Here is a 19,658-nt window from a genome sequence, read left to right as displayed (position 1 = left end):
TCATCATTATTGTTGGGTGCCGATCAGAGTCGGCGCTTAAGGACCTGTCGCCCAGAATGCCGGAGCACTGACGGCGGCCGTTTTGATCAGGTGCGCAGCCTGGTCGATATCTTGCTCGGTGGTGAAACGCCCCAGGCTCAGGCGAATGGTGCGACTGGCCGAGCGCGCGTCATGCCCCAGCGCCAGCAGCACATGAGATGGCGCATTACTGGCGGAGTTGCAGGCCGACGTCGCGGAAAACGCGATCGAAGTGCTCAACGCCGCGGAATTGAACTCACCTTCGTTGAAGGTCAGGCTCAGGGTATGGGGAATGCGCTGGGTCGGACTGCCATTGACGCGAATACCGGAAATGCTCAGCAGCTGATCGAGCAAGCGTTCACGCAGGCGCACGATGGTGGCTTTTTCTTCATCGAACAAAGCGGCCGCCAGCGCGAAAGCGGCGCCCATGGCTGCGATCTGGTGCGTCGCCAGAGTACCGGAACGCAACCCGCCCTCATGGCCGCCACCGTGGATCTGCGCCTGCAGGCGCTGTTGCGCACGAGGCCCGACGTACAGCGCGCCGATGCCTTTGGGGCCGTAGACCTTATGCGCCGAGAACGACATCAGATCCACCGGCCACCGGGCCAGGTCGATCGCTACTTTGCCCGCGCCCTGAGCCGAGTCAACGTGGAACAACGCATCGCGATCACGCACTACCTGGCCGATGGCCGGGATGTCGTTGACGGTGCCCAGTTCGTTATTGACCAGCATCAGCGACACCAGAAAGGTGTCTTCGCGCATCGCCTCGCTGACTGCTTGCGCAGTTATCAGGCCTTCGGCATCGGGCACCAGATACGTCACGGCAATGCCGGCATCCTGCAATTGTTTGGCGGTGTCGAGAATTGCCTTGTGTTCAATCTGGCTGGTGATGATATGGCCGCCGGACACACCGCGGGCCTGGGTAACGCCCTTGAGTGCCAGGTTGTTGGATTCGGTGGCTCCGGAGGTCCAGACGATCTGCTCGGCCTGGGCGCCCACCAGTTCGGCGACCTGGCGCCGTGCGTGCTCGACCGATTGCCGGGCCTGTTGACCGAAGGCGTGGGAGCTGGACGCTGGATTGCCGAAGTTACCCGTGAAACCCAGACACTCGACCATCACCTTGATGACCCGCTCATCCACCGGCGTGGTGGCGGCGTAGTCGAAATACAACGGACGTTTATTCATAGAAGACTCGCAGAGCGTGTTCCGGGATCAGGAAGCTCGTCACTGGAAATATCAAAGCGCCGCCTTATGAGCGGCGCCGAATTTGCAGAACGATAGCAATACCTGATCGGAGGCCGTTAAAGAAGAACAACTTCATTTAAAAGTGCGTAGGAACGCTCCTGAAGTCGAGCTTAACAGGCATCAGGCAACCGGTTGAAGCAATGCGTCAGCTAAAACTTTCAAGCAACAACGGATACATGGAAGCCACCAGCAACGAGGCCATGCCCCAGTTGAACAGGCGTAGCCAGCGGCGATCGCGCAGCACATTGCGCAACAGCGTGCCACAACCAGCCCACACACCGACGCTCGGCAGGTTGATCAGAGCGAAGACCGCGGCAATCACAATCACATTGGTGAAATAACCCTGCATCGGCGTGTAAGTGCTGATGGCACCGATGGCCATGATCCAGGCCTTGGGGTTGACCCATTGAAACGCCGCCGCGCCCAAATAACTGATCGGCTTGCCCTCGCCCTGCTCCCCCTCGGCGACCGGCCCGGAATGCGCAATCTTCCAGGCCAGGTACAGCAAATACGCCGCGCCGACATAACGCAGCACGGTGTAAAGCAGTGGATAGGTTTGAAACACCGTGCCCAGGCCGAAACCGACGGCCACCACCAACACGAAGAAGCCGCAGGTAATGCCCAGCATGTGAGGGATGGTGCGGCTAAAGCCGAAATTCACGCCCGAGGCCAGCAACATGGTGTTGTTCGGGCCGGGGGTGATCGAGGTGACAAGGGCGAACAGGGCAAAGCCCAGCAGAAGGTCGAGCGAGAGCATGGGGGGCAGTCCATCAGAGTCAGTCAGGTGTTGACCCTATCGCACGCCTTGAGGGAAACCCATGGACAGTTGCGTGAAAGTTAGAGCAGTACAGTTGTCGCTCAGCTTTGGCGACCGTGCATCTGTACTGTGCGCTCGGCGTTCATCTCGCCTTGCTTGTCAAAACTGATCGATTTGGTCGGCTGGCCGAGCAATTCGGCTTTCTTCGCGTGGTACTCCTCGAAGGACAAGCCCCGACGGTTCAAGGCTTCCAGCGCCAGTTCCCGGGTTTCTTCAGCGGTGTAGGGGCGTAGTTCCGGTGAAACATGACTGGCACATCCGGCGAGGACGGAAACGGCGAGCAACAGAAAAGTGGTGAGTAGAGTTTTCATTTCGAAAGTCCGGATAGCTGGGTTCGGGGCAATGAACACAGGCTACCGACGCGCCCCGACGGGCAGAAATCAATGCTCTCGATAGTGGGTATCGGGAATTGGTGAACTGGCAGTGAACAAGCGTCGCGCCACAGAGAACCTGTCGATCCAGGTTCTTACCGCTGATGCACCAAAATTGCAGTGCGGCGCGTTGTCGTGACTGCGGCTACTCGTCGGGCACTCAGTTGTGGCGAAGGGGTTGACCTATAGTTATCCGACCGGAAAACGGCGAAGGAACACCTTAACTCCACAACAATAAAGGGAGAACCGTCATGAGCGTCAAACCTATTCCAGAGGGTTATCACAGCATCACCCCTTATCTGGGCATTCAAAAAGCTGCCGAAGCCATCGACTTCTACAAGAAAGCCTTTGGCGCCACCGAAGTCATGCGCCTGGCCATGCCCGACGGCGGCATCGGGCACGCCGAACTGCGTATCGGCGATAGCCCGATCATGCTGGGCACACCCTGTGACCAAGGGCCCTTGAGCAACCCGGACAAATCGCCGTCCGTGGGCCTGCATTTGTATGTGAACGATGTGGACAAGTCCTATAAACAGGCCATCAATGCCGGTGCCACGGTGGTGTCCGAGGTCAAGGATCAGTTTTATGGCGACCGCACGGGGACCTTGAAGGATCCCTATGGGCATGTGTGGTTTCTGGCCACGCGCAAGGAGGATCTGACGCAGGAACAGATCGAACAGCGGGCGAAGGAGATGTTCAAGCAGGGTTGATAGCTTCGGTATGTGATCAGCCCCCATCGCGAGCAGGCTCGCGATGGGGGCATCACATTCAACATCAATATTGGCTGTTCCCACACAGCGCAGAAACACGAAACATTTACTTTCATATCCCCTTTCGGGATTTCCGATGCTCATACGTCTTATTTAGATGCAGCCGGTCGCGTAGGCAAAAGCCACGACCGGGCCTTTCATGGACCTCAACGCTGGGAAGCCCGCAGCAGAAGTCCTCTCATCGAAACAAGACCTTTAATCATGTCGAAGAAATCCCGCTCAAAACTCTGGTTTCTGGTCCATAGCTGGCTGGCCCTGCCCATCTGGTTCTTTGTATTGATCGTCTGTGTGACCGGCACATTGGCGGTGGTCAGTCAGGAAATCGTCTGGCTGGCCAACCCGCAAATGCGCGCCAGCCCGCCTTCGGACGACGCGCCGCTGCTCAGCTATGACCAGATCATCGCCGCCATCAAAAAGGCCGAGCCCCAAACGCTGGTCGAAAGTATCAACCGTCCCGACGAGTCGCATTTCGCCCTGGACGTGAAGGTCAGCTACCCGGACGGACGCTCGGTGACGGTCTATGTGAACCCCTACAGCGGGGCGATTCAGGGCACCGCTCCACCCTTCAACTTCCAGGCCTTCACTCGCGCGCTGCATGGCTGGTGGCTGGTGCCATTCACCAACGGCTACAGCTGGGGCTGGTATCTGGTGTCGTTCCTCGGCTTGCCGATGCTGGCTTCACTGGTGACGGGGCTCGTGGTCTACAAACGGTTCTGGAAAGGCTTCTTGCGACCGACCCTGCGCATTCGTCATGGCGCGCGGATTTTCTGGGGCGACTTTCACCGGCTCAGCGGCATCTGGTCGATCTGGTTCATTGCGGTGATTTCCGTCACCAGCACCTGGTTCATGATTGAAGCGATCCTGTCCGATAACCACATTTCGATTTCCACCGCGCCGGTCGCCCCCGTCGTCCCGCGTGAGAGCGTGCCGCTCACCGTCGATGGCGCACCGGCGCCGATGATCAGCCTGGAAAGCGCGATCCGCGAGGCCAAGGAACGCATTCCTGGCCTGGAAGACAGCTCTGTCAGCCTCCCCGCCAATGCCTATAGCCATCTTTTGGTGAGCGGGCGCAGTTGGTACCCGTTGATCTACCAGAGCGCCGAGGTCAACCCTTACACCGGTGACATTTCCACCACGCGCCTGCTGTCGGATCGTTCGGGTCTGGAGCTGGTGACCGAATCCATGCGTCCGCTGCACACCGGCGATTTCGGCGGTATCTGGATCAAGCTGATCTGGTTCTTCTTCGGTCTGATCCTGAGCATGATGGTCCTCAGCGGCCTGTTGATCTGGACCAAACGCACCGCCCTGGCCACGGCCAATGCGCTCAAGCGCAGCAACAAGCGTCCACGGGCTGCGCTGACCGGCCAGCCGGCCCCGGCCATGAGCCGCGAAGCCACGGAGGGCAGCCGATGAGCCAGGTCGCAGCAGAAAAACCACGCTCGCCGCTAAGCCGCTTCTGGCACACATGGCGTTTCCACATCAACGTGCTGCTGTTGCTGGTGCCGCTGGGATTCATGCCCAAATACTTCGCCGACGCAGCGCTGTTTCGCGGAGACACCGGCCTGGGTGAGCGTGAAGTCGGTGAAATTCAGGTCGGCCCCTGGAGCCTGCGCCTGGCTGAATTGCGCAACGCAGCCCCGGTATCCGATGGCCCTGCCGGCTACTTGAAGTCCTTCAATGCTGCGCTCTGCGACAGCTGTCGCGATCAGGTCAAGGCGACTTACCTGCGCATTGGCAAACCGCGCAGCCTGCGCGCCGCCGGGGTGATTTTCTTTGGCACGCCCTACCACATGGGCGCCGCGCTACCGGTACCCGAAAAGACCAAAAACGACGCTGAACTGTGGATCACCATGGAAGGCTGGGACGGCGCCATGCATCAAGCCTCCATCCCCCTGAGCCAGGCGTCGCCGGCCACCGTCGCATGGCTGAACAGACAAGGAGGCAAACCATGACCAGCGTTTTTCGCCCCGTTTTACTGGTGCTCTGCACCGTCTTCAGCACCAGCGCCCTGGCCCACAACCCGATGTGCGAGTGCAAGGCCATCGACGCCGAACAGATCCGTTGCACCGGTGGTTTCTCCGACGGCAGCGGCGCGCCGGGCGTGACCCTGGATGTGATCGGCTACGATGAAACCATTCTGGTGCCAGGCAAGCTCGGCGCCGATTCGACCCTGACGTTCAAGAAGCCCGGCGCTGAATTCTACGTGCTGTTCGACGCCGGTCCCGGCCACGTGGTCGAGATCGACCAAGCCGACATCGAGGCGCCCTGAGCATGAGCACGCCAACCACCCAAGTGGTGCGCCCGGCCGGAGCCGGCCATGAAACCCTCTATGTGTTGCTGTTGTGCCTGATGATTCTGGCGGTGGCCGGCTCGGTAGTCGCCTGGCGCGGCGAGCCCCGGGAAGTGAGCAGCGTCGGCACCCATCAACTGGATGCCCGCCGCGACCTGAGCGCATCCGAGCAAGGTATTTACGCAGACCTGCGGGTCACGCTGGATGAAATCCACCTGTTGCGCGAGGAACAACAAGCGCTGCCCACACCCGCCACCCTCGCCGAGGAAGGTTTCGCGCCGTTTGCCCAAGACGCCAGTTCTGTCAGTCGAGGCGGTCATGCCTGGCAATTGCTGGACGCCAAGGCGTACTTCGGCCAGAGCCAGGCACCCACCGTGGCCGGCTCATTCCTGATGCGTTTGACTGCTGACGACGATGCGCCAGACATCTGGCTCAACCGCTCCAAAGCCCTCGCGCCCCCGGCTGATCTGACTGACGCCGCGCTGGAAAGCGCTGGCTGGCAGCAGATCGTCGCGCAATTCGATGCCGGGGTCACCCGCCAGCATCGGCACTGAACCCTCGCCCTCACCCGAGAGAAGACCGCTTTCCCATGCCTAGTTCATCTCAACGTCGTTTTTTGCGCCTGCTGCTGGTCGGCCTGCTTGCCTGTTTGCTGACGCCTCTGGCCAGTGCCGACGAAGCCAAGCGCCTGCGAATCGGCATCACCCTGCACCCTTATTACAGCTACGTGGCCAATATCGTCGGCGACAAGGCCGAAGTGGTGCCGTTGATCCCGGCCGGTTTCAACCCGCACGCCTATGAGCCCCGCGCCGAGGACATCAAACGCATCAGCGGGCTCGACGTGATCGTGCTCAACGGTGTGGGCCATGACGACTTCGCCGACCGCATGATCGCCGCCAGCGAAACCCCGAATATCAAAGTGATCGAAGCCAACGAAAATGTGCCGCTGCTGGCCGCCACCGGTGTCGCCGCTCGCGGTGCCGGTAAAGTGGTGAACCCGCACACGTTCTTGTCGATCAGCGCTTCGATTGCCCAGGTCAACAACATTGCCCGCGAGTTGGGCAAGCTCGACCCGGCCAACGCTAAAACCTACACCCAGAATGCCCGCGCCTACGGTAAGCGCCTGCGGCAGATGCGCGCCGATGCCCTGGCCAAACTGACCCAGGCGCCCAACGCCGAGCTGCGCGTGGCCACGGTCCATGCCGCCTACGACTATCTGCTGCGCGAGTTCGGCCTGGAAGTCACCGCCGTGGTCGAGCCGGCCCACGGCATCGAACCCAGCCCCAGCCAACTGAAAAAGACCATCGATCAACTGCGGGAGCTGGACGTGAAAGTGATCTTCTCGGAGATGGATTTCCCGTCCACTTACGTCGAAACCATCCAGCGCGAATCGGGGGTGAAGCTGTATCCGCTGTCGCACATTTCCTATGGCGAATACACCGCCGACAAGTACGAAAAGGAAATGACCGGCAACCTCAACACCGTGGTTCGGGCGATTCAGGAGTCTGGCGCATGACCGCTCAAGAAACCCTGACCGTACAAAGCGCCGGCCCGACCCTCGACTTCGCCGAAGTCAGCCTGACGCTGGGGCGCACGACCATCCTCGACAACGTAACTTTTCAGGTCCGGCCCGGCAGCGTGCATGCTCTGGTCGGCCCCAACGGTGGCGGCAAGAGTTCGCTGATCAAGACCCTGCTCGGGCAGATGCCGCATCAGGGCCGTTTGAGCCTGCAATGGCCCGGCGAACCCGGGACGATCGGCTACGTGCCGCAAGCGCTGGAGTTTGATCGCGGTTTGCCAATGACCGTCGACGACTTCATGGCGGCCATGTGTCAGCGGCGCCCGGCGTTTCTCGGCTTGAGCAAGCATTACGCAACGGCCATTGGCGAGGCGCTGGAACGGGTCGGCATGCAGGACAAACGCAAACGGCGCATGGGCGCGCTGTCCGGCGGCGAGCGCCAGCGGGTTTTACTGGCCCAAGGGCTGATTCCGGCGCCACAGTTGCTGGTGCTCGATGAACCGATGTCGGCGCTCGATGAGGCCGGTATCCAAGTGTTCGAACGGCTGCTGGGCGATTGGCGCCAGAGCGGCATCACCGTGCTGTGGATCGAGCATGATCTGGAAGCGGTCGGGCGTCTGGCGGACCGGGTCACCGGGCTCAATCGCCGGGTGTTGTTCGATGCCACGCCGAAACAGGCGCTGACCCCGGAGCGACTGCTGACCTTGTTCTCGACCCATCCCCGGAGCGCTGCCTGATGAGTTACGAAGCCTTTCGTTTGATGGTCCAGGGTTGGGCCTCGTCGGGTTACCTGCCGGAAGCGCTGGCCTATGGATTTGTGGTCAACGCCCTGCTCGCTGGATTGCTGATCGGCCCGGTGCTGGGCGGTTTGGGCACGCTGGTGGTGGTCAAGCGCTTCGCATTTTTCTCCGAAGCGGTGGGTCACGCGGCGTTGACTGGCGTGGCCATCGGCATTCTGCTCGGTGAACCTTACACCGGGCCTTATGGCAGCCTGTTCGGTTACTGCCTGCTGTTCGGTATTTTGCTGAACTACCTGCGCAACCGCACGGGTCTGGCGCCGGATACATTGATCGGCGTGTTTCTGTCGGTGTCGTTGGCACTGGGCGCAAGCCTGCTGTTGATCCTGGCGGGCAAGATCAATGTGCACATTCTGGAAAACGTGCTGTTCGGCTCGGTACTGACGGTCAACGGCAACGACCTGCTGGTGTTGGCCATCGTCGGCTCGCTGGTCATGGCACTGGCCCTACCGCTGTACAACCGCATCATGCTCGCCAGTTTCAACCCGCAACTGGCGGCGGTACGCGGTGTGGCGGTGAAAACCCTGGACTACCTGTTCGTGATCCTGGTGACGCTGATCACGGTGGCAGCGGTGAAAGTCATCGGCGCGATTCTGGTCGGCGCCCTGCTGGTGATTCCAGCGGCGGCCGCGCGGTTGCTCAGCCAGTCGTTGAAGGGTTTTTTCTGGTGTTCGGTGCTGATTGCCACGGTGAGCACCTTGTGCGGAATTCTCGCGCCGATTGTCTTTGACCTGCCCATCCCGTCCGGTGCCGCGATCATTCTGGTGGCCGGTATCGCCTTCGCCCTGGCCGCGATCGCTCGCGGCATCGTCCCCAGCCTGAAAGGGAACCTCGGATAAATGTGTTTTTCTCTGCGTCAACTGACCCTGGCATTGACCTTCACATTGCCCCTGTGCGGTCTGGCCAATACTTGCGCTGCGGCGGACAGCGCCAAACCGCTGCACGTGCTGGCGTCCTTGCCGATCACCTATGGTCTGGGCGAAGTGTTGCTCAAAGGCACCGAAGTCAAACTGGAACGGGCCGCGCCGGACAATCTGCCCGGCAGCCGACAGACCGCCTATTTCACCGGTCGTGGCGCTCCGGCGCTGGCCAAGCTGGCGACCGACGCCGATGCCGTGATTGGTCTGCGTTCCCTGTGGGCGGATGATCCGCTGTACCCGATATCCCGGCGCAGCAATATTCGTATCGTCGAAGTCGACGCCGCCCGCCCGGTGGACGGCGCCCTTCCCGGCATCGCCGTGCAGCCCGGCAGCAAGGTCGACGGGTTGAACAGCCAGCCGTGGCTTTCCAGCAACAACATGGGGCGCATGGCAGACGTGATGGCGGCGGACCTGGTGCGCCTGGCGCCGGCGGCCAAACCGACCATCGAGGCCAATCTCGCAGCGCTCAAGCAGCGCCTGCTCAAGCTCAGTGCCGACAGCGAAGCGCGGCTGGCCAGTGCCGATAACCTGAGCGTGATGAGCCTGAGCGATCATTTCGGCTACCTGATCGGCGGCCTCAACCTGGAGCTGATCGGCCTCGATGCACGGCCGGATGCCGAGTGGACGCCTGAAGCGCTCAAGCAGTTGAGCGCGACGCTCAAGGACCATGACGTGGCGGTGGTGTTGCATCATCGACAGCCGTCGGAGGCGGTGAAAGCGGCGATCTCGCAGGCAGGCAGTCGGTTGGTGGTGTTGAGTGTCGATGCGGCGGATCCGGTGGCCGAGCTGGAAGGGAATGTGGATCAAGTGATCAAGGGGTTGAGCGGGGCATAACGTCAGTTAAACCCGCGATGGCAGCCGCGCAGACAACAGAGATTTCAAACGTGAAAAACCCGCTGACCGTCACCGGTTCAGCGGGTTTCTTTTTGCGCGGCGACTCAGTGAGCCACGGCCGCCTGCTCTTCCATTTTCTGGCGCAGGCTCAGTGGACGCATGTCAGTCCAGACCTCTTCGATGTAGGCCAGGCATTCCTTTTTCAGGCCGCTCTTGCCCACGGTGCGCCAGCCTTGTGGCACGGCTTTGTAGTCGGGCCAGATCGAGTATTGCTCTTCGTGGTTGACCACGACCTGAAAGAGGATGTCCTCGCGGTCGAATACTGACGTCATGCTGTCTCTCCATCGCTATAGGGTGGGCTGCACACCGTGCGCAGCCGTTATGTAGAAGGAACGTTAAAGGCGCAGAAAAATTTAGAGGCTGGCGACGGCTGCGGCCATGGCCCTGCCGAAAATGTCGGCCACCCGATCGATTTCGGCGGCGGTGATCACCAACGGCGGCAGAAAACGCACGACACCGCCGTGACGCCCGCCCAGCTCGAGGATTAACCCGCGTTTGAGGCATTCGCGCTGCACCAACGCCGCCAGACGACCGAATACCGGTGGATGGCCTTGAGCGTCCGGCGCACCAGCCGGGTCGACCAGTTCAACGCCCAGCATCAAGCCACGTCCGCGAATGTCGCCCAGCTGCGGGAAGTCCCGCTGCAGGATGTGCAGGTGTTCGCTCAAGCGCTCGCCCATGGTGGCGGCGTGCTCGCAAACCTTGTGTTCGGTCAGGTAGCGCATCACCGCAGAGCCTGCGGCCATGGCCATCTGATTACCGCGGAAGGTTCCGGCATGGGCGCCCGGCAGCCAAGTGTCGAGCCAGTCGCGATAGACCACCACCGCCAGCGGCAGGCTGCCGCCGATGGCCTTGGACATCACCACCACATCCGGAATGATTCCGGCGTGCTCGAAGGCGAACATCTTGCCGGTGCGGGCAAAGCCGCTCTGGATTTCATCGACGATCAGCGCCACGCCGGCCTGCTCGGTGATGCGCCGCAAACCGCGCAGCCAGTCGAGATCGGCCGGAATCACCCCGCCCTCGCCCTGCACCACTTCGACGATCACCGCAGCCGGCAGTTGCACGCCAGCCTCTGGATCGTTCAGCAGGTTCTCCAGGTAACTCAGGTTCACCTGCACTCCCTGCGCGCCACCGAGCCCGAACGGGCAACGGTAATCGTAGGGATACGGCATGAACTGCACGCCATTGCCGAGCAAGGCACCCAACGGCTTTTTCGGTCCCAGACTGCCCATCAGGCTCAGCGCGCCCTGACTCATGCCGTGGTAACCGCCCTGGAACGACAAGACGGTGCTGCGCCCGGTGGCGGTACGCACCAGCTTCAGCGCGGCTTCCACCGCATCGGTGCCGGTGGGGCCACAGAACTGAATCTTCACTTCAGCGGCCAATGCCGGCGGCAGCAGGCCGAACAGGTCCTGGACAAACCGGTCCTTGACCGGCGTGGTCAGGTCGAGGGTGTGCAGCGGCAGTTCATCGCTCAGCACTTGCTGGATCGCTTCGATCACCACCGGATGGTTGTGCCCCAGGGCCAGGGTTCCGGCACCGGCCAGGCAATCGATGAAACAGCGGCCTTCGACGTCTTCGACATAAATGCCCTTGGCACGCTTGAGTGCCAGGGGTATGCGTCGCGGGTAGCTGCGGGCGTTCGATTCCTGTTGGCTCTGACGGGCCAACAGCGGCGATTCGTTGAACTGATAAAGCGTCTCGGCAGGCGTCGGGGCAATCCGGGCCGGCTGATCTTCGATAAGGCTGGTAGCGACTGACATCTCTCGACCCCTGTTGATAGTGACCAAAACTGCACACCGGGCAGGTGCGCATTCCGTTCACGGGGCGCACTTGCAGGTTTTCCTGTTCTGGAAACGCATCAAGGGCTCGAGGATTTAGACCCTCGATCAGCTTTCTATGAAGGTGGCGGCAGCGCCTTGTGCATGGGAATGGCGTGGAGCCCTGCCACCGTGAAAGCTTCGGCGCAAGCCCGGTAACCCAGGCGGTGGTAAAACGCTTCGCCGGTGCGCGTGCTGTTGAGACGTGCCTGGGGCAAACCCTGAGCGATCAACCACGTCTCCAGATCATGCACCAGCGCTTGTCCGGCGCCCCGTCGAAACCATTCCGGTTGCACATAACAAAACGCAACCTTGCCGCTGATCGCCGCCATGGCGACGCCGACCGGTTTGTCTTGCAACAGAGCGATGTTCAGGTACAACCGCGGGTCGTTCAGCCAGGGCTGCACGTGTTCGATGGTTTTGTTGTGGGTCCAGGTGGCGACCGTTCGTGGATCATTGCGGTGGTCGAGCACGCAGCCGACGCGAATGGAGCGCTCGACGATCCGGCTGATGATGCCGGCGTCGGCAGACGTTGCCTTGCAGATGTGTATCGATGCAGTCATGGCGCTGTTACCTCAATCCATTGAGTCAAAGCTGCCAGGGACGATAACGCCGTGGGGGCCGGGAGGCCAACGGAGAGACGTTACATTTGGTGTGCGACGACATAGACACCCTGTAGGAGCGGTGTCTGTTAGACAGGTTGCAACGGCATCGTCAATTCAACCCGCAAGCCATCCGGCCGGCTGTCGAAATGCAGGGTACAGCCGCAGCGCTGGACGATGGCCTGGACAATCGCCAGGCCGAGGCCGCAACCGGTGCTCTGGCCGTTGCGCCAGAAGCGTTGGGTCAGGTGTTGCAAGTCGTCTTCGGCAATTCCCGGACCGTGGTCGCGCACCAGAAAGTGCACGCGATTGCCATTGGTTTCCAGGCTCAGCTCCACCGCCCTATCGCCCGGTGTATGGCGCAGGGCGTTGTCGAGCAAGTTGCGTAATGCAGCAATCGACAGCACTGCGGGCATTTGCAGCGGCGCATCGGAGAATCTGGCCGGCACCTGAAACTTGATCCGCTGACGATCGCCGCTGGCGGCATCCTGAATCGCCAGTTTCGCCACCTGCTCGGCGCTGCACTGCACGCCATCATCGAACGACAAGCTGCCCTCGACACGCGCCAGCAGCAGCAATTGTTCAAGGGTACGGTGCAGGCGGTCAGCGCCCTCTTCAGCCCGGGCCAGGGACTGATCCCGCGCGGCACCGTCGGTCATGCGCGCCACTTGCAGATGGGTTTTGATCGCAGTCAGCGGGCTACGCAATTCGTGCGCCGCATCACCGGTCAGGCGCCGTTCACGCTCGATGGTCTTGCCGATGCGCTGGAACAACTGATTCTGGGTTTCCAGCAGCGGTTGCAATTCGCTGGGCAACGGCTGGATCTGCAATGGCTCCAGAGAATCGGCGCTACGCCGCATCAACGCATCGCGCATACGATTGAGCGGTGCCAGCCCCTGACCGATGCCGAGCCACAACAGGCACAGGCAGCCAAGCAGCGCCACGCCGACGGGCACCGAAGCCGCCAGCAGAATGGACATGTTCAGCGCTTCACGCTCGATCTGCCGGTCGGCGGTGGTGATGCGCACATCGCCCCGCGCCAGGGTGAAACTGCGCCATGGCGCGCCGTCGATAATCTGATCGTGGAAGCCCATTTTCTCGGCTTCCAGCGCTTGCTCGGGGTTGCTGTGGCTGCGGGCCAGAATCTCGCCGCGCAACGAGCTGACCTGACAGGCCATGCCGCCGGGGATATTCAGTTGTTCAGCGCTGAAATGGGTGCCCTCGCCCTTGCTCGGCAATGCCGGCAGTTGCTCCAGTAACCCGGCGACCATCCGCGCCGAGGCAACCAGCCGCTGGTCGAGGGAAAACATCATCTGGTTGCGCAGATCACTGAGCATCCAGGCGGCGGCCAGGGCCCAGATCAGCGCAAATGCGGCGCCGAGGGTCAGGCTCAGACGCAAACGCAGGCTCATCACTTCGATTCTTCTCCGCCATCGGCCGGCCCCAGGCGATAGCCCAGGCCACGCACCGTCTCGACAATGCCATTGCCGAGTTTACGCCGCAGGTGATGGATATGGACGTTAAGGGCGTTGCTTTCCAGCTCATCGTTGAAACCGTAGACGCTGTCTTTCAGTTGCTCGGTTGAGAGTACGCGACCACGGTTATGCAGCAAGGCTTGCAACAGCGATTGCTCGCGACGGGAAAGGTCCACCGGCTGGCCGCCCAGCATGGTTTCGCGGCTGCTCGGATCGTAGGTCAAACGACCGTGCTCGATCAGGTTGACGCTGCGCCCCGCCACTCGTCGCAGCAAGGTGTGCAGGCGCGCTGCCAGTTCGCGCAGGTCAAAAGGCTTGAGCAAGTAATCGTCGGCCCCGGCCTGCAAACCGTCGACGCGATCGGTGACCGAATCCCGCGCCGTGAGAATCAACACCGGAATCTCCAGGCCACTGTGACGCAACTGCTGCAACAGCTTCAGGCCATCCTCATCGGGAAGGCCAAGGTCGAGCACCATGACATCGAACTCAGCCACCTTGAGCATCGCCCGGGCAGCCGACGCGGTGGCGACGTGCTCGACGGTCAGGCCTTGCGCGGTCAGGCCGGCAACAATACCGCTGGCGATCAGCTCATCGTCTTCGCAAACCAGTACATGCATGGGAGCCCCCAGGACAAAAAAGCGAGTGAAGCAGCTGAGGATTAAGCCGCAATTATGGCAAGGCCCGCCGCTGACGAGAAGCAGCGCTTCCCACGCAGGCGTCGCGATCGCAAATCGACGAAGTTGAAAGTGAAGTTTGCTGTTAATGCATGGCCGGACGCCTGCGAACATGTCGTTTCAAACCGAAACATATTCCATCCTGAAAACATGACCACAGCGTAAAACATCACGATACCCTAGCACGGCTCCACTCCAGGCCAATTATTACCTGGAAGAAAGTCATTTAAGACCCGAACCATACTTAATTATCTGAAAGGAATCAGATCATGCCGACACTTAAAAACATCGTGACCGTCGATTGGCGTTCAGGAAAAGACAAGATCTACTTCATCTTCAAAGACACCGATACTTATTCCCGCTTTGATATTCCCGATAACAAGGTCTCTGATGGATACCCCTGGCCGATTAAAGGAAACTGGGGGACGTTGGAAAACCACATGAAAAACCTGCGGTTTGGATTTACGACCACGGGCATAACGCTTGATCGTCCCATGGACTCTTCCGACCTCGATATCCTTTGGCTTTTCTATTACGAGCGCACTACGCCGATGGTCTGCGCCTACAATCAGGATACCGATGCGGTAATGCAGACCCGCAAGGTTGAAGACACTAAATGGAAGCTGCTGTTGCCTCACTTTGATCGAATCGTTGCAGGGACATGGTGGCAAGTAAGTCGCCCCTCACTCTTTCGATTCATCATGAATGACGGGAACTCCCTCTATCTGGATCTGGATGAGGATCCCAACCGGGACCACGGTTATATCGGTGGCAAACTTGACGACGACCTCCCTCCCCCTGTTGTGACCCCGGTCCAGTCACTGAGGACAGAGCCCATTACAGAGGCTACCTGGCCCGGTCTTGCTCCCTACAAAGACCGGATCATTACGGCTGTGCAAAACGATCGGACTTTCGCCGACAGTTATTACTATATCTTTCTGACTGACAATCAGTTTCTGACTTACAACATTCCGGAAAATCGCCTGGTTTCCGGTCCGCATGCGGTTGATAGCCAATCCTGGCCAGGCCTGTTGCGCAACTGAAGTTTCAAGCCGTAGTGGCTGCCTCCTGACGGGGCAAGCGGGCGGTACCGGCGGCGGTTAATCATCGGTTAATCGCCGCCACCCATTGTGCAGTCAACTTGCACAGGGATAAGGCTTACCCATGCGTCGACTGTTTCTATTTTTTGTTCTCTTGATCTCGGGTGTAGCCCAGGCAGGGATAAATCCGTTCGACACCAAACCTGAATTCTTGCCGGTGGAGAAAGCCTTTGCCTTTACCTCCGAACGCCTCGAATCAGGTGAAACACAGCTCTATTGGCAGATTACCGACGGTTATTACCTTTATCAGAAGCGCCTGAATTTCGAAGGTTTGTCTGCGCAACAGCAGCCGGTATTACCTGACGGCGAAGCACACAGCGATGAGTTCTTCGGCGAACAAGAGGTTTATCGCCAAGGCCTGGAGCTGAAGATTCCGGCGGGAACCACCGGTCAGATCAAGGTGGGTTTCCAGGGGTGTGCCGATGCCGGTTTGTGTTATCCGCCGCAAACCCAGATCGTGGACCTGGGCGGCAAGGCTACTGCATCTGCGGCCAGCGAAGCGCCGGACCAAGCCTTGGCCAGCGGCCTGCAACAACGGGCGCTGGGTTGGAGCCTGCTGGTATTCTTCGGCCTGGGGCTGCTGCTGGCGTTCACCCCTTGCTCGTTGCCGATGCTGCCGATTCTGGCGGGGTTGATCGTTGGCAGTGGTGCCACGCCCAAACGCGGTTTTGCCCTCGCCGGCAGTTATGTGATCAGCATGGCGCTGGTGTATGCGGCGATGGGTGTTCTGGCGGCATCGCTCGGCGCGAACCTTCAAGCTCTGCTGCAGAATCCATGGCTGTTGGGCAGCTTTGCGGCGGTGTTCGTGCTGCTGGCCTTGCCGATGTTCGGTTTTTTTGAACTGCAATTGCCGGTGGCCGTACGGGATCGGCTGGAACATGTTTCACGCAGCCAGCGCGGTGGCAACCTGATCGGTGCCGGTGTGCTGGGGGCCTTGTCCGGTCTGTTGGTGGGACCGTGCATGACTGCCCCATTGGCCGGCGCCCTGCTCTATATCGCCCAGAGCGGCAATGCGCTGCACGGCGGGCTGATTCTGTTCGCCATGGGCGTTGGCATCGGTGTGCCGCTGTTGCTGCTGGTCACCGTCGGCAATCGCTTCCTGCCTAAACCTGGCGCATGGATGAACCTGCTCAAGGGTGTGTTCGGTTTCCTGTTTCTCGCCACGGCTTTGCTGATGCTGCGCCCGGTGCTGGATGAATCGCTGTGGCTCGGTATGTGTGGCGGTTTGCTGCTGATCGCCGCCTATAGCGCCTGGAAGCAGTCCCAGGGGTTTGGCCGCGTTGCCCATCTGTTCGGTGCCAGTTCGCTGCTGTTGGGGCTATGGGGCAGTCTGCTGGTGGTCGGTGCGGCGGGCGGCAGTGACGATCCGTATCAGCCGTTGCAGGTGTACAGCGCCGGTCGCACCGGCGCTGTCTCGCCGAGCGCTCACGATGCATTCACGACGATCAAGGAGCCCGCGGCCCTGCAACGTGAGCTCGATGCGGCCAGGGCCCAGGGCCAATGGGTGCTGCTGGACTACTACGCCGACTGGTGTGTGTCGTGCAAAGTCATGGAAAAACAGGTCTTCGGCAAACCCCAGGTGCTGGATGCGCTGAGCGATGTGCGCTTGCTACGGCTGGACGTCACCGCCGACAATGCCGCCAGCCGCGAACTGCTCGGCCGTTATAAAGTGCCGGGGCCGCCGAGCCTGTTGTGGATCGGCACCGACGGCGAAGAGCGTCGCAGCCAGCGCATCACCGGCGAGGTCGATGCCGGCACTTTCCTGCAACGCTGGACCACCACCCGAGACGCTCGTTAATGCTGACCTTCACCCTCGGCACCTTTGCCATCGCGCTTAACCACTTGCTGCTGATCAGTGCCCTGGCGCTGGCGACGTTTGTCGGCTGGCGGGTGGCCAAGCGTGGCGGCGAGAACCCGGAATCGGTGCTGTTCAGCCTGTTCCTGTTGGGCATGTTGGCGGCCCGGGTCGGCTTCGTGATTGCCTACTGGGCACAGTATCGCAACGATCCGTGGCAGATCATCGACCTGCGCGACGGTGGTTTTCTCGCCTGGCCGGGGGTGGTCGTGCTCTTGCTGGCTGCGTTGTACCGAGGCTGGCGTCAACCGGGCCTGCGTCGGCCATTGGGCTTTGGCGTGGCCAGCGGTCTGGCGTTCTGGCTGCTGGCGAGTTTCTCCCTGAGTCTTTACGAACAAGGCACGCGCCTGCCGCAGATCACCCTGCGCAATGCCGCCGGCCAGACCATCCAACTCAGCGACTACCAGGGCGGCCCGTTGGTCATCAACCTCTGGGCCACCTGGTGCCCGCCGTGCCGCCGGGAAATGCCGGTGCTGGAAAACGCCCAGCAACAGCGCCCGGACTTGACCTTCCTGTTCGTCAACCAGAGCGAAAGCATGCAGAGCGTTGCCACTTTCCTCGAAACCCAAGGCCTGAGCCTGACCAACGTGCTGTTCGATGGCAGCGGTCGATTGAGCCAGGCCGTGGGTTCCATGGCATTGCCGACTACGCTGTTCTATAGCCCCAACGGGTATCTGTTGGGCAGTCACCTGGGTGAGTTGTCGGAAGCCAGCCTGGCCCGCGCCCTGGAACACTTCGACACCCCGAACCCGGCCACCTCGGCCACGCCTTCAAGGAAATTGCCATGCTCCGCCTCCGCCACCTGCTGACACTGACCCTGGGTGCTGCCCTGCTACACCTGCCGTCGGTACAGGCCGAAGAACTGCCTGAAGCGATCAAGAAGATCGAAGCCAAGGGCGCCAAAATCGTCGGTACCTTCGACGCGCCCGACGGCCTGCGCGGTTACGCGGCGCAGTACCAGAACCGCGGCATGACGCTGTACCTGACCCCGGACGGCAAACATGTGCTGCTCGGCAATCTGTACGACGCCGACGGCAATGACCTGAGCAGCGCACCGTTGCAGAAACTGGTCTACGCGCCGATGGCCAAGGAAGTCTGGGGCAAGATGGAAGCAAGCAGCTGGATCGGTGACGGCAATAAGGACGCACCACGGGTCGTCTACCTGTTCAGCGACCCGAACTGCCCGTACTGCAACATGTTCTGGGAACAGGCACGGCCGTGGGTCCAGGCCGGCAAGGTGCAGCTGCGGCACATCATGGTCGGTATCATTCGCGAAGACAGCCCCGGCAAATCCGCCGCGCTGCTGGCCGCCAAGGACCCGCAGAAAGCCCTGGAAGAACACGAGAAATCCGGCAAGGGCAGCTCGCTCAAGGCCTTGAAGGACGTACCACCGGCGGTTCAGGCGAAACTGGCGGCGAACATGAAGTTGATGGAAGACCTGGAACTGGCCGCCACCCCGGCGATTTTCTACATGGATGAAAAGGGCCAGTTGCAACAACAGCAAGGCGCGCCGTCGCCGGACAAGTTGCTGAAGATTCTCGGGCCCAAATAAAGATCAAAAAATCGCAGCCTTCGCCCTACGCGCCTGTGGGCAAAACCGAAGGCTGCGATCTTTTTAATCAAGCGCTACACGGATTTCTGTCGGCCAGAAACTTGAGCAGCACCTCAGTGACAAACTCGGGGTTCTCCAGACTGGAGATATGCCCCGCCTCCGGCACCAGCACATACGGGCAACCGATCAACTCAGCCATTTCTCTGGTTTCCGACGGCGGCCGCGGTTTGTCCTGATCGCCACACATCAACAGTGTGGTTTCAGGGTTCAGCTGAGCCAGGCGCGGCAACAAATCATCACGACTAAACGTGATCCGTCCCATCGGCACAATGCTTTCACGCAGCCGGTTGACTGGCAACGCAGCCAGTTTTGCGCGGAAATCCTGATACAGCGCCGACTGAGGATCGATGCCCGTGCGGAAGAAGATCGGCACAATAATGTCGAGCAGTTGCGGCGAGATCTCACCGCTGTCTTCGATCTGCTTGAACAGCGAGAAATAGTATTGGCGGGTCGGTTCCGGTTCGACGCCGACATAGGTGTCCATCAGCACCAGCCCGTTGAGCCGCTGCGGCGCCGACAGTGCCAGGCGAACGCCCCACATGCCACCGACCGAAAGACCGACCAGCGTGACGCGATCGATTTCCAGATGATCGAGCAATGCCAGTGCCTGACGCGCCACGTCATCCAGCGACGTCATGCCCTCGGGCATCCGCCCGGACTCGCCATGGCCCCAGAGGTCCAGGGCAATGACCCGATAGTACTGCGACAGCGCCGCAATCTGCGGTGCCCACATGGCTTGGTCCCACAGGTAGCTCCCGGCCAGCAATACCGCCGGGCCCGTACCTTGATCTATGTAGTGAAGCGCTTGTCCATCAACCGTTACGAAGGGCATCGACTGTCTCCCTGGTGAAGATAGGATCCATTAAAAAGCCACGG

The 19,658-nt window shown here is 60.7% G+C and carries 22 protein-coding genes; 13 read left to right on the top strand and 9 right to left on the bottom strand.

Annotation, left to right across the window (positions count from 1 at the left end; all coding sequences use genetic code 11):
- Positions 1–36: 36 nt before the first annotated feature.
- The 3 genes from FFH90_RS09850 to FFH90_RS09840 all read right to left on the bottom strand — a co-directional run bounded on the left by FFH90_RS09850 (position 37) and on the right by FFH90_RS09840 (position 2,391).
- Positions 37–1,203 (bottom strand): cysteine desulfurase family protein, encoded by a 1,167-nt coding sequence (locus FFH90_RS09850; RefSeq protein ID WP_138867066.1) that lies wholly within the window; start codon positions 1,201–1,203, stop codon positions 37–39.
- A gap of 205 nt (positions 1,204–1,408) precedes the next feature.
- Positions 1,409–2,020 carry a LysE family translocator gene (locus tag FFH90_RS09845; RefSeq protein WP_018929960.1) on the bottom strand — a complete coding sequence of 204 codons (612 nt, stop codon included), beginning with the start codon at positions 2,018–2,020 and terminating at the stop codon, positions 1,409–1,411.
- A 101-nt stretch (positions 2,021–2,121) separates the two neighbouring features.
- The gene (locus tag FFH90_RS09840) at positions 2,122–2,391 is read right to left on the bottom strand and encodes a hypothetical protein (RefSeq protein WP_018929961.1); all 270 of its coding nucleotides are present in this window, start codon (positions 2,389–2,391) and stop codon (positions 2,122–2,124) included.
- 311 nt (positions 2,392–2,702) lie between these two features.
- On the opposite strand from FFH90_RS09840, the gene FFH90_RS09835 reads away from it, so the two are divergent.
- The 9 genes from FFH90_RS09835 (at position 2,703) to FFH90_RS09795 (ending at position 9,581) form a co-directional block, all read left to right on the top strand.
- Positions 2,703–3,161: a VOC family protein gene (locus FFH90_RS09835; RefSeq protein ID WP_018929962.1), complete on the top strand. Its 459-nt coding sequence runs from the start codon at positions 2,703–2,705 to the stop codon at positions 3,159–3,161.
- A gap of 261 nt (positions 3,162–3,422) precedes the next feature.
- Positions 3,423–4,634, top strand: coding sequence for a PepSY domain-containing protein (locus FFH90_RS09830; RefSeq protein WP_064616801.1), 1,212 nt, complete (start codon positions 3,423–3,425; stop codon positions 4,632–4,634).
- On the top strand, positions 4,631–5,173 hold the full coding sequence (locus FFH90_RS09825) for a hypothetical protein (RefSeq protein ID WP_018929964.1): 543 nt from the start codon (positions 4,631–4,633) through the stop codon (positions 5,171–5,173). The genes FFH90_RS09830 and FFH90_RS09825 overlap by 4 nt, the downstream gene beginning before the upstream one ends.
- A complete protein-coding gene (locus FFH90_RS09820; protein ID WP_138867065.1) occupies positions 5,170–5,490 on the top strand; it encodes a hypothetical protein in 321 nt (106 codons plus the stop codon). The genes FFH90_RS09825 and FFH90_RS09820 overlap by 4 nt, the downstream gene beginning before the upstream one ends.
- Before the next feature lie 2 nt (positions 5,491–5,492).
- The gene (locus FFH90_RS09815) at positions 5,493–6,065 is read left to right on the top strand and encodes a DUF6162 family protein (protein WP_138867064.1); all 573 of its coding nucleotides are present in this window, start codon (positions 5,493–5,495) and stop codon (positions 6,063–6,065) included.
- Positions 6,066–6,100: 35 nt separating this feature from the next.
- Positions 6,101–7,027 (top strand): metal ABC transporter substrate-binding protein, encoded by a 927-nt coding sequence (locus FFH90_RS09810; RefSeq protein ID WP_019582483.1) that lies wholly within the window; start codon positions 6,101–6,103, stop codon positions 7,025–7,027.
- Entirely contained in the window at positions 7,024–7,767 is a 744-nt protein-coding gene (locus tag FFH90_RS09805; protein ID WP_019650594.1) for a metal ABC transporter ATP-binding protein, read from the top strand. Before FFH90_RS09810 ends, FFH90_RS09805 begins: the two co-directional genes overlap by 4 nt.
- Positions 7,767–8,666, top strand: coding sequence for a metal ABC transporter permease (locus tag FFH90_RS09800; RefSeq protein ID WP_007906536.1), 900 nt, complete (start codon positions 7,767–7,769; stop codon positions 8,664–8,666). The genes FFH90_RS09805 and FFH90_RS09800 overlap by 1 nt, the downstream gene beginning before the upstream one ends.
- Positions 8,667–9,581, top strand: a complete 915-nt coding sequence (locus tag FFH90_RS09795) for a metal ABC transporter solute-binding protein, Zn/Mn family (protein ID WP_138867063.1) — start codon at positions 8,667–8,669, stop codon at positions 9,579–9,581.
- A gap of 104 nt (positions 9,582–9,685) precedes the next feature.
- Here the strand turns inward: FFH90_RS09795 and FFH90_RS09790 are convergent, their stop codons facing one another.
- The 5 genes from FFH90_RS09790 to FFH90_RS09770 form a co-directional block, all read right to left on the bottom strand.
- Positions 9,686–9,913, bottom strand: coding sequence for an MbtH family protein (locus tag FFH90_RS09790; protein WP_007934245.1), 228 nt, complete (start codon positions 9,911–9,913; stop codon positions 9,686–9,688).
- Between the two features lie 81 nt (positions 9,914–9,994).
- Positions 9,995–11,407 carry an aspartate aminotransferase family protein gene (locus tag FFH90_RS09785; RefSeq protein WP_138867062.1) on the bottom strand — a complete coding sequence of 471 codons (1,413 nt, stop codon included), beginning with the start codon at positions 11,405–11,407 and terminating at the stop codon, positions 9,995–9,997.
- 134 nt (positions 11,408–11,541) lie between these two features.
- Positions 11,542–12,027 (bottom strand): GNAT family N-acetyltransferase, encoded by a 486-nt coding sequence (locus FFH90_RS09780; protein WP_138867061.1) that lies wholly within the window; start codon positions 12,025–12,027, stop codon positions 11,542–11,544.
- Positions 12,028–12,155: 128 nt separating this feature from the next.
- On the bottom strand, positions 12,156–13,481 hold the full coding sequence (locus tag FFH90_RS09775) for an ATP-binding protein (protein ID WP_026286707.1): 1,326 nt from the start codon (positions 13,479–13,481) through the stop codon (positions 12,156–12,158).
- Positions 13,478–14,158, bottom strand: a complete 681-nt coding sequence (locus FFH90_RS09770) for a response regulator (protein ID WP_018929974.1) — start codon at positions 14,156–14,158, stop codon at positions 13,478–13,480. The genes FFH90_RS09775 and FFH90_RS09770 overlap by 4 nt, the downstream gene beginning before the upstream one ends.
- Before the next feature lie 326 nt (positions 14,159–14,484).
- Here FFH90_RS09770 and FFH90_RS09765 point away from each other — a divergent pair, with 326 nt between their 5' ends.
- The 4 genes from FFH90_RS09765 to dsbG all read left to right on the top strand — a co-directional run bounded on the left by FFH90_RS09765 (position 14,485) and on the right by dsbG (position 18,722).
- Complete coding sequence (locus tag FFH90_RS09765) at positions 14,485–15,258, top strand: hypothetical protein (protein WP_138867060.1); 774 nt, start codon at positions 14,485–14,487, stop codon at positions 15,256–15,258.
- 121 nt (positions 15,259–15,379) lie between these two features.
- Positions 15,380–17,113 (top strand): protein-disulfide reductase DsbD, encoded by a 1,734-nt coding sequence (gene dsbD, locus FFH90_RS09760; protein WP_138867059.1) that lies wholly within the window; start codon positions 15,380–15,382, stop codon positions 17,111–17,113.
- Positions 17,113–17,979 (top strand): TlpA disulfide reductase family protein, encoded by an 867-nt coding sequence (locus FFH90_RS09755; RefSeq protein WP_138867058.1) that lies wholly within the window; start codon positions 17,113–17,115, stop codon positions 17,977–17,979. Before dsbD ends, FFH90_RS09755 begins: the two co-directional genes overlap by 1 nt.
- Complete coding sequence (gene dsbG, locus FFH90_RS09750; protein ID WP_018929978.1) at positions 17,955–18,722, top strand: thiol:disulfide interchange protein DsbG; 768 nt, start codon at positions 17,955–17,957, stop codon at positions 18,720–18,722. Before FFH90_RS09755 ends, dsbG begins: the two co-directional genes overlap by 25 nt.
- Positions 18,723–18,789: 67 nt before the next feature.
- Here dsbG and FFH90_RS09745 read toward each other — a convergent pair whose 3' ends face one another.
- On the bottom strand, positions 18,790–19,614 hold the full coding sequence (locus tag FFH90_RS09745) for an alpha/beta fold hydrolase (RefSeq protein ID WP_138867057.1): 825 nt from the start codon (positions 19,612–19,614) through the stop codon (positions 18,790–18,792).
- Positions 19,615–19,658 lie beyond the last annotated feature (44 nt).

It is taken from the genome of Pseudomonas sp. ATCC 43928 (genome assembly GCF_005938665.2).
In the GTDB taxonomy this organism is placed as follows: Bacteria; Pseudomonadota; Gammaproteobacteria; order Pseudomonadales; family Pseudomonadaceae; genus Aquipseudomonas.
Note: the sequence above shows the minus strand (reverse complement) of the source record. Positions and strands in the feature narration are given on the sequence as shown.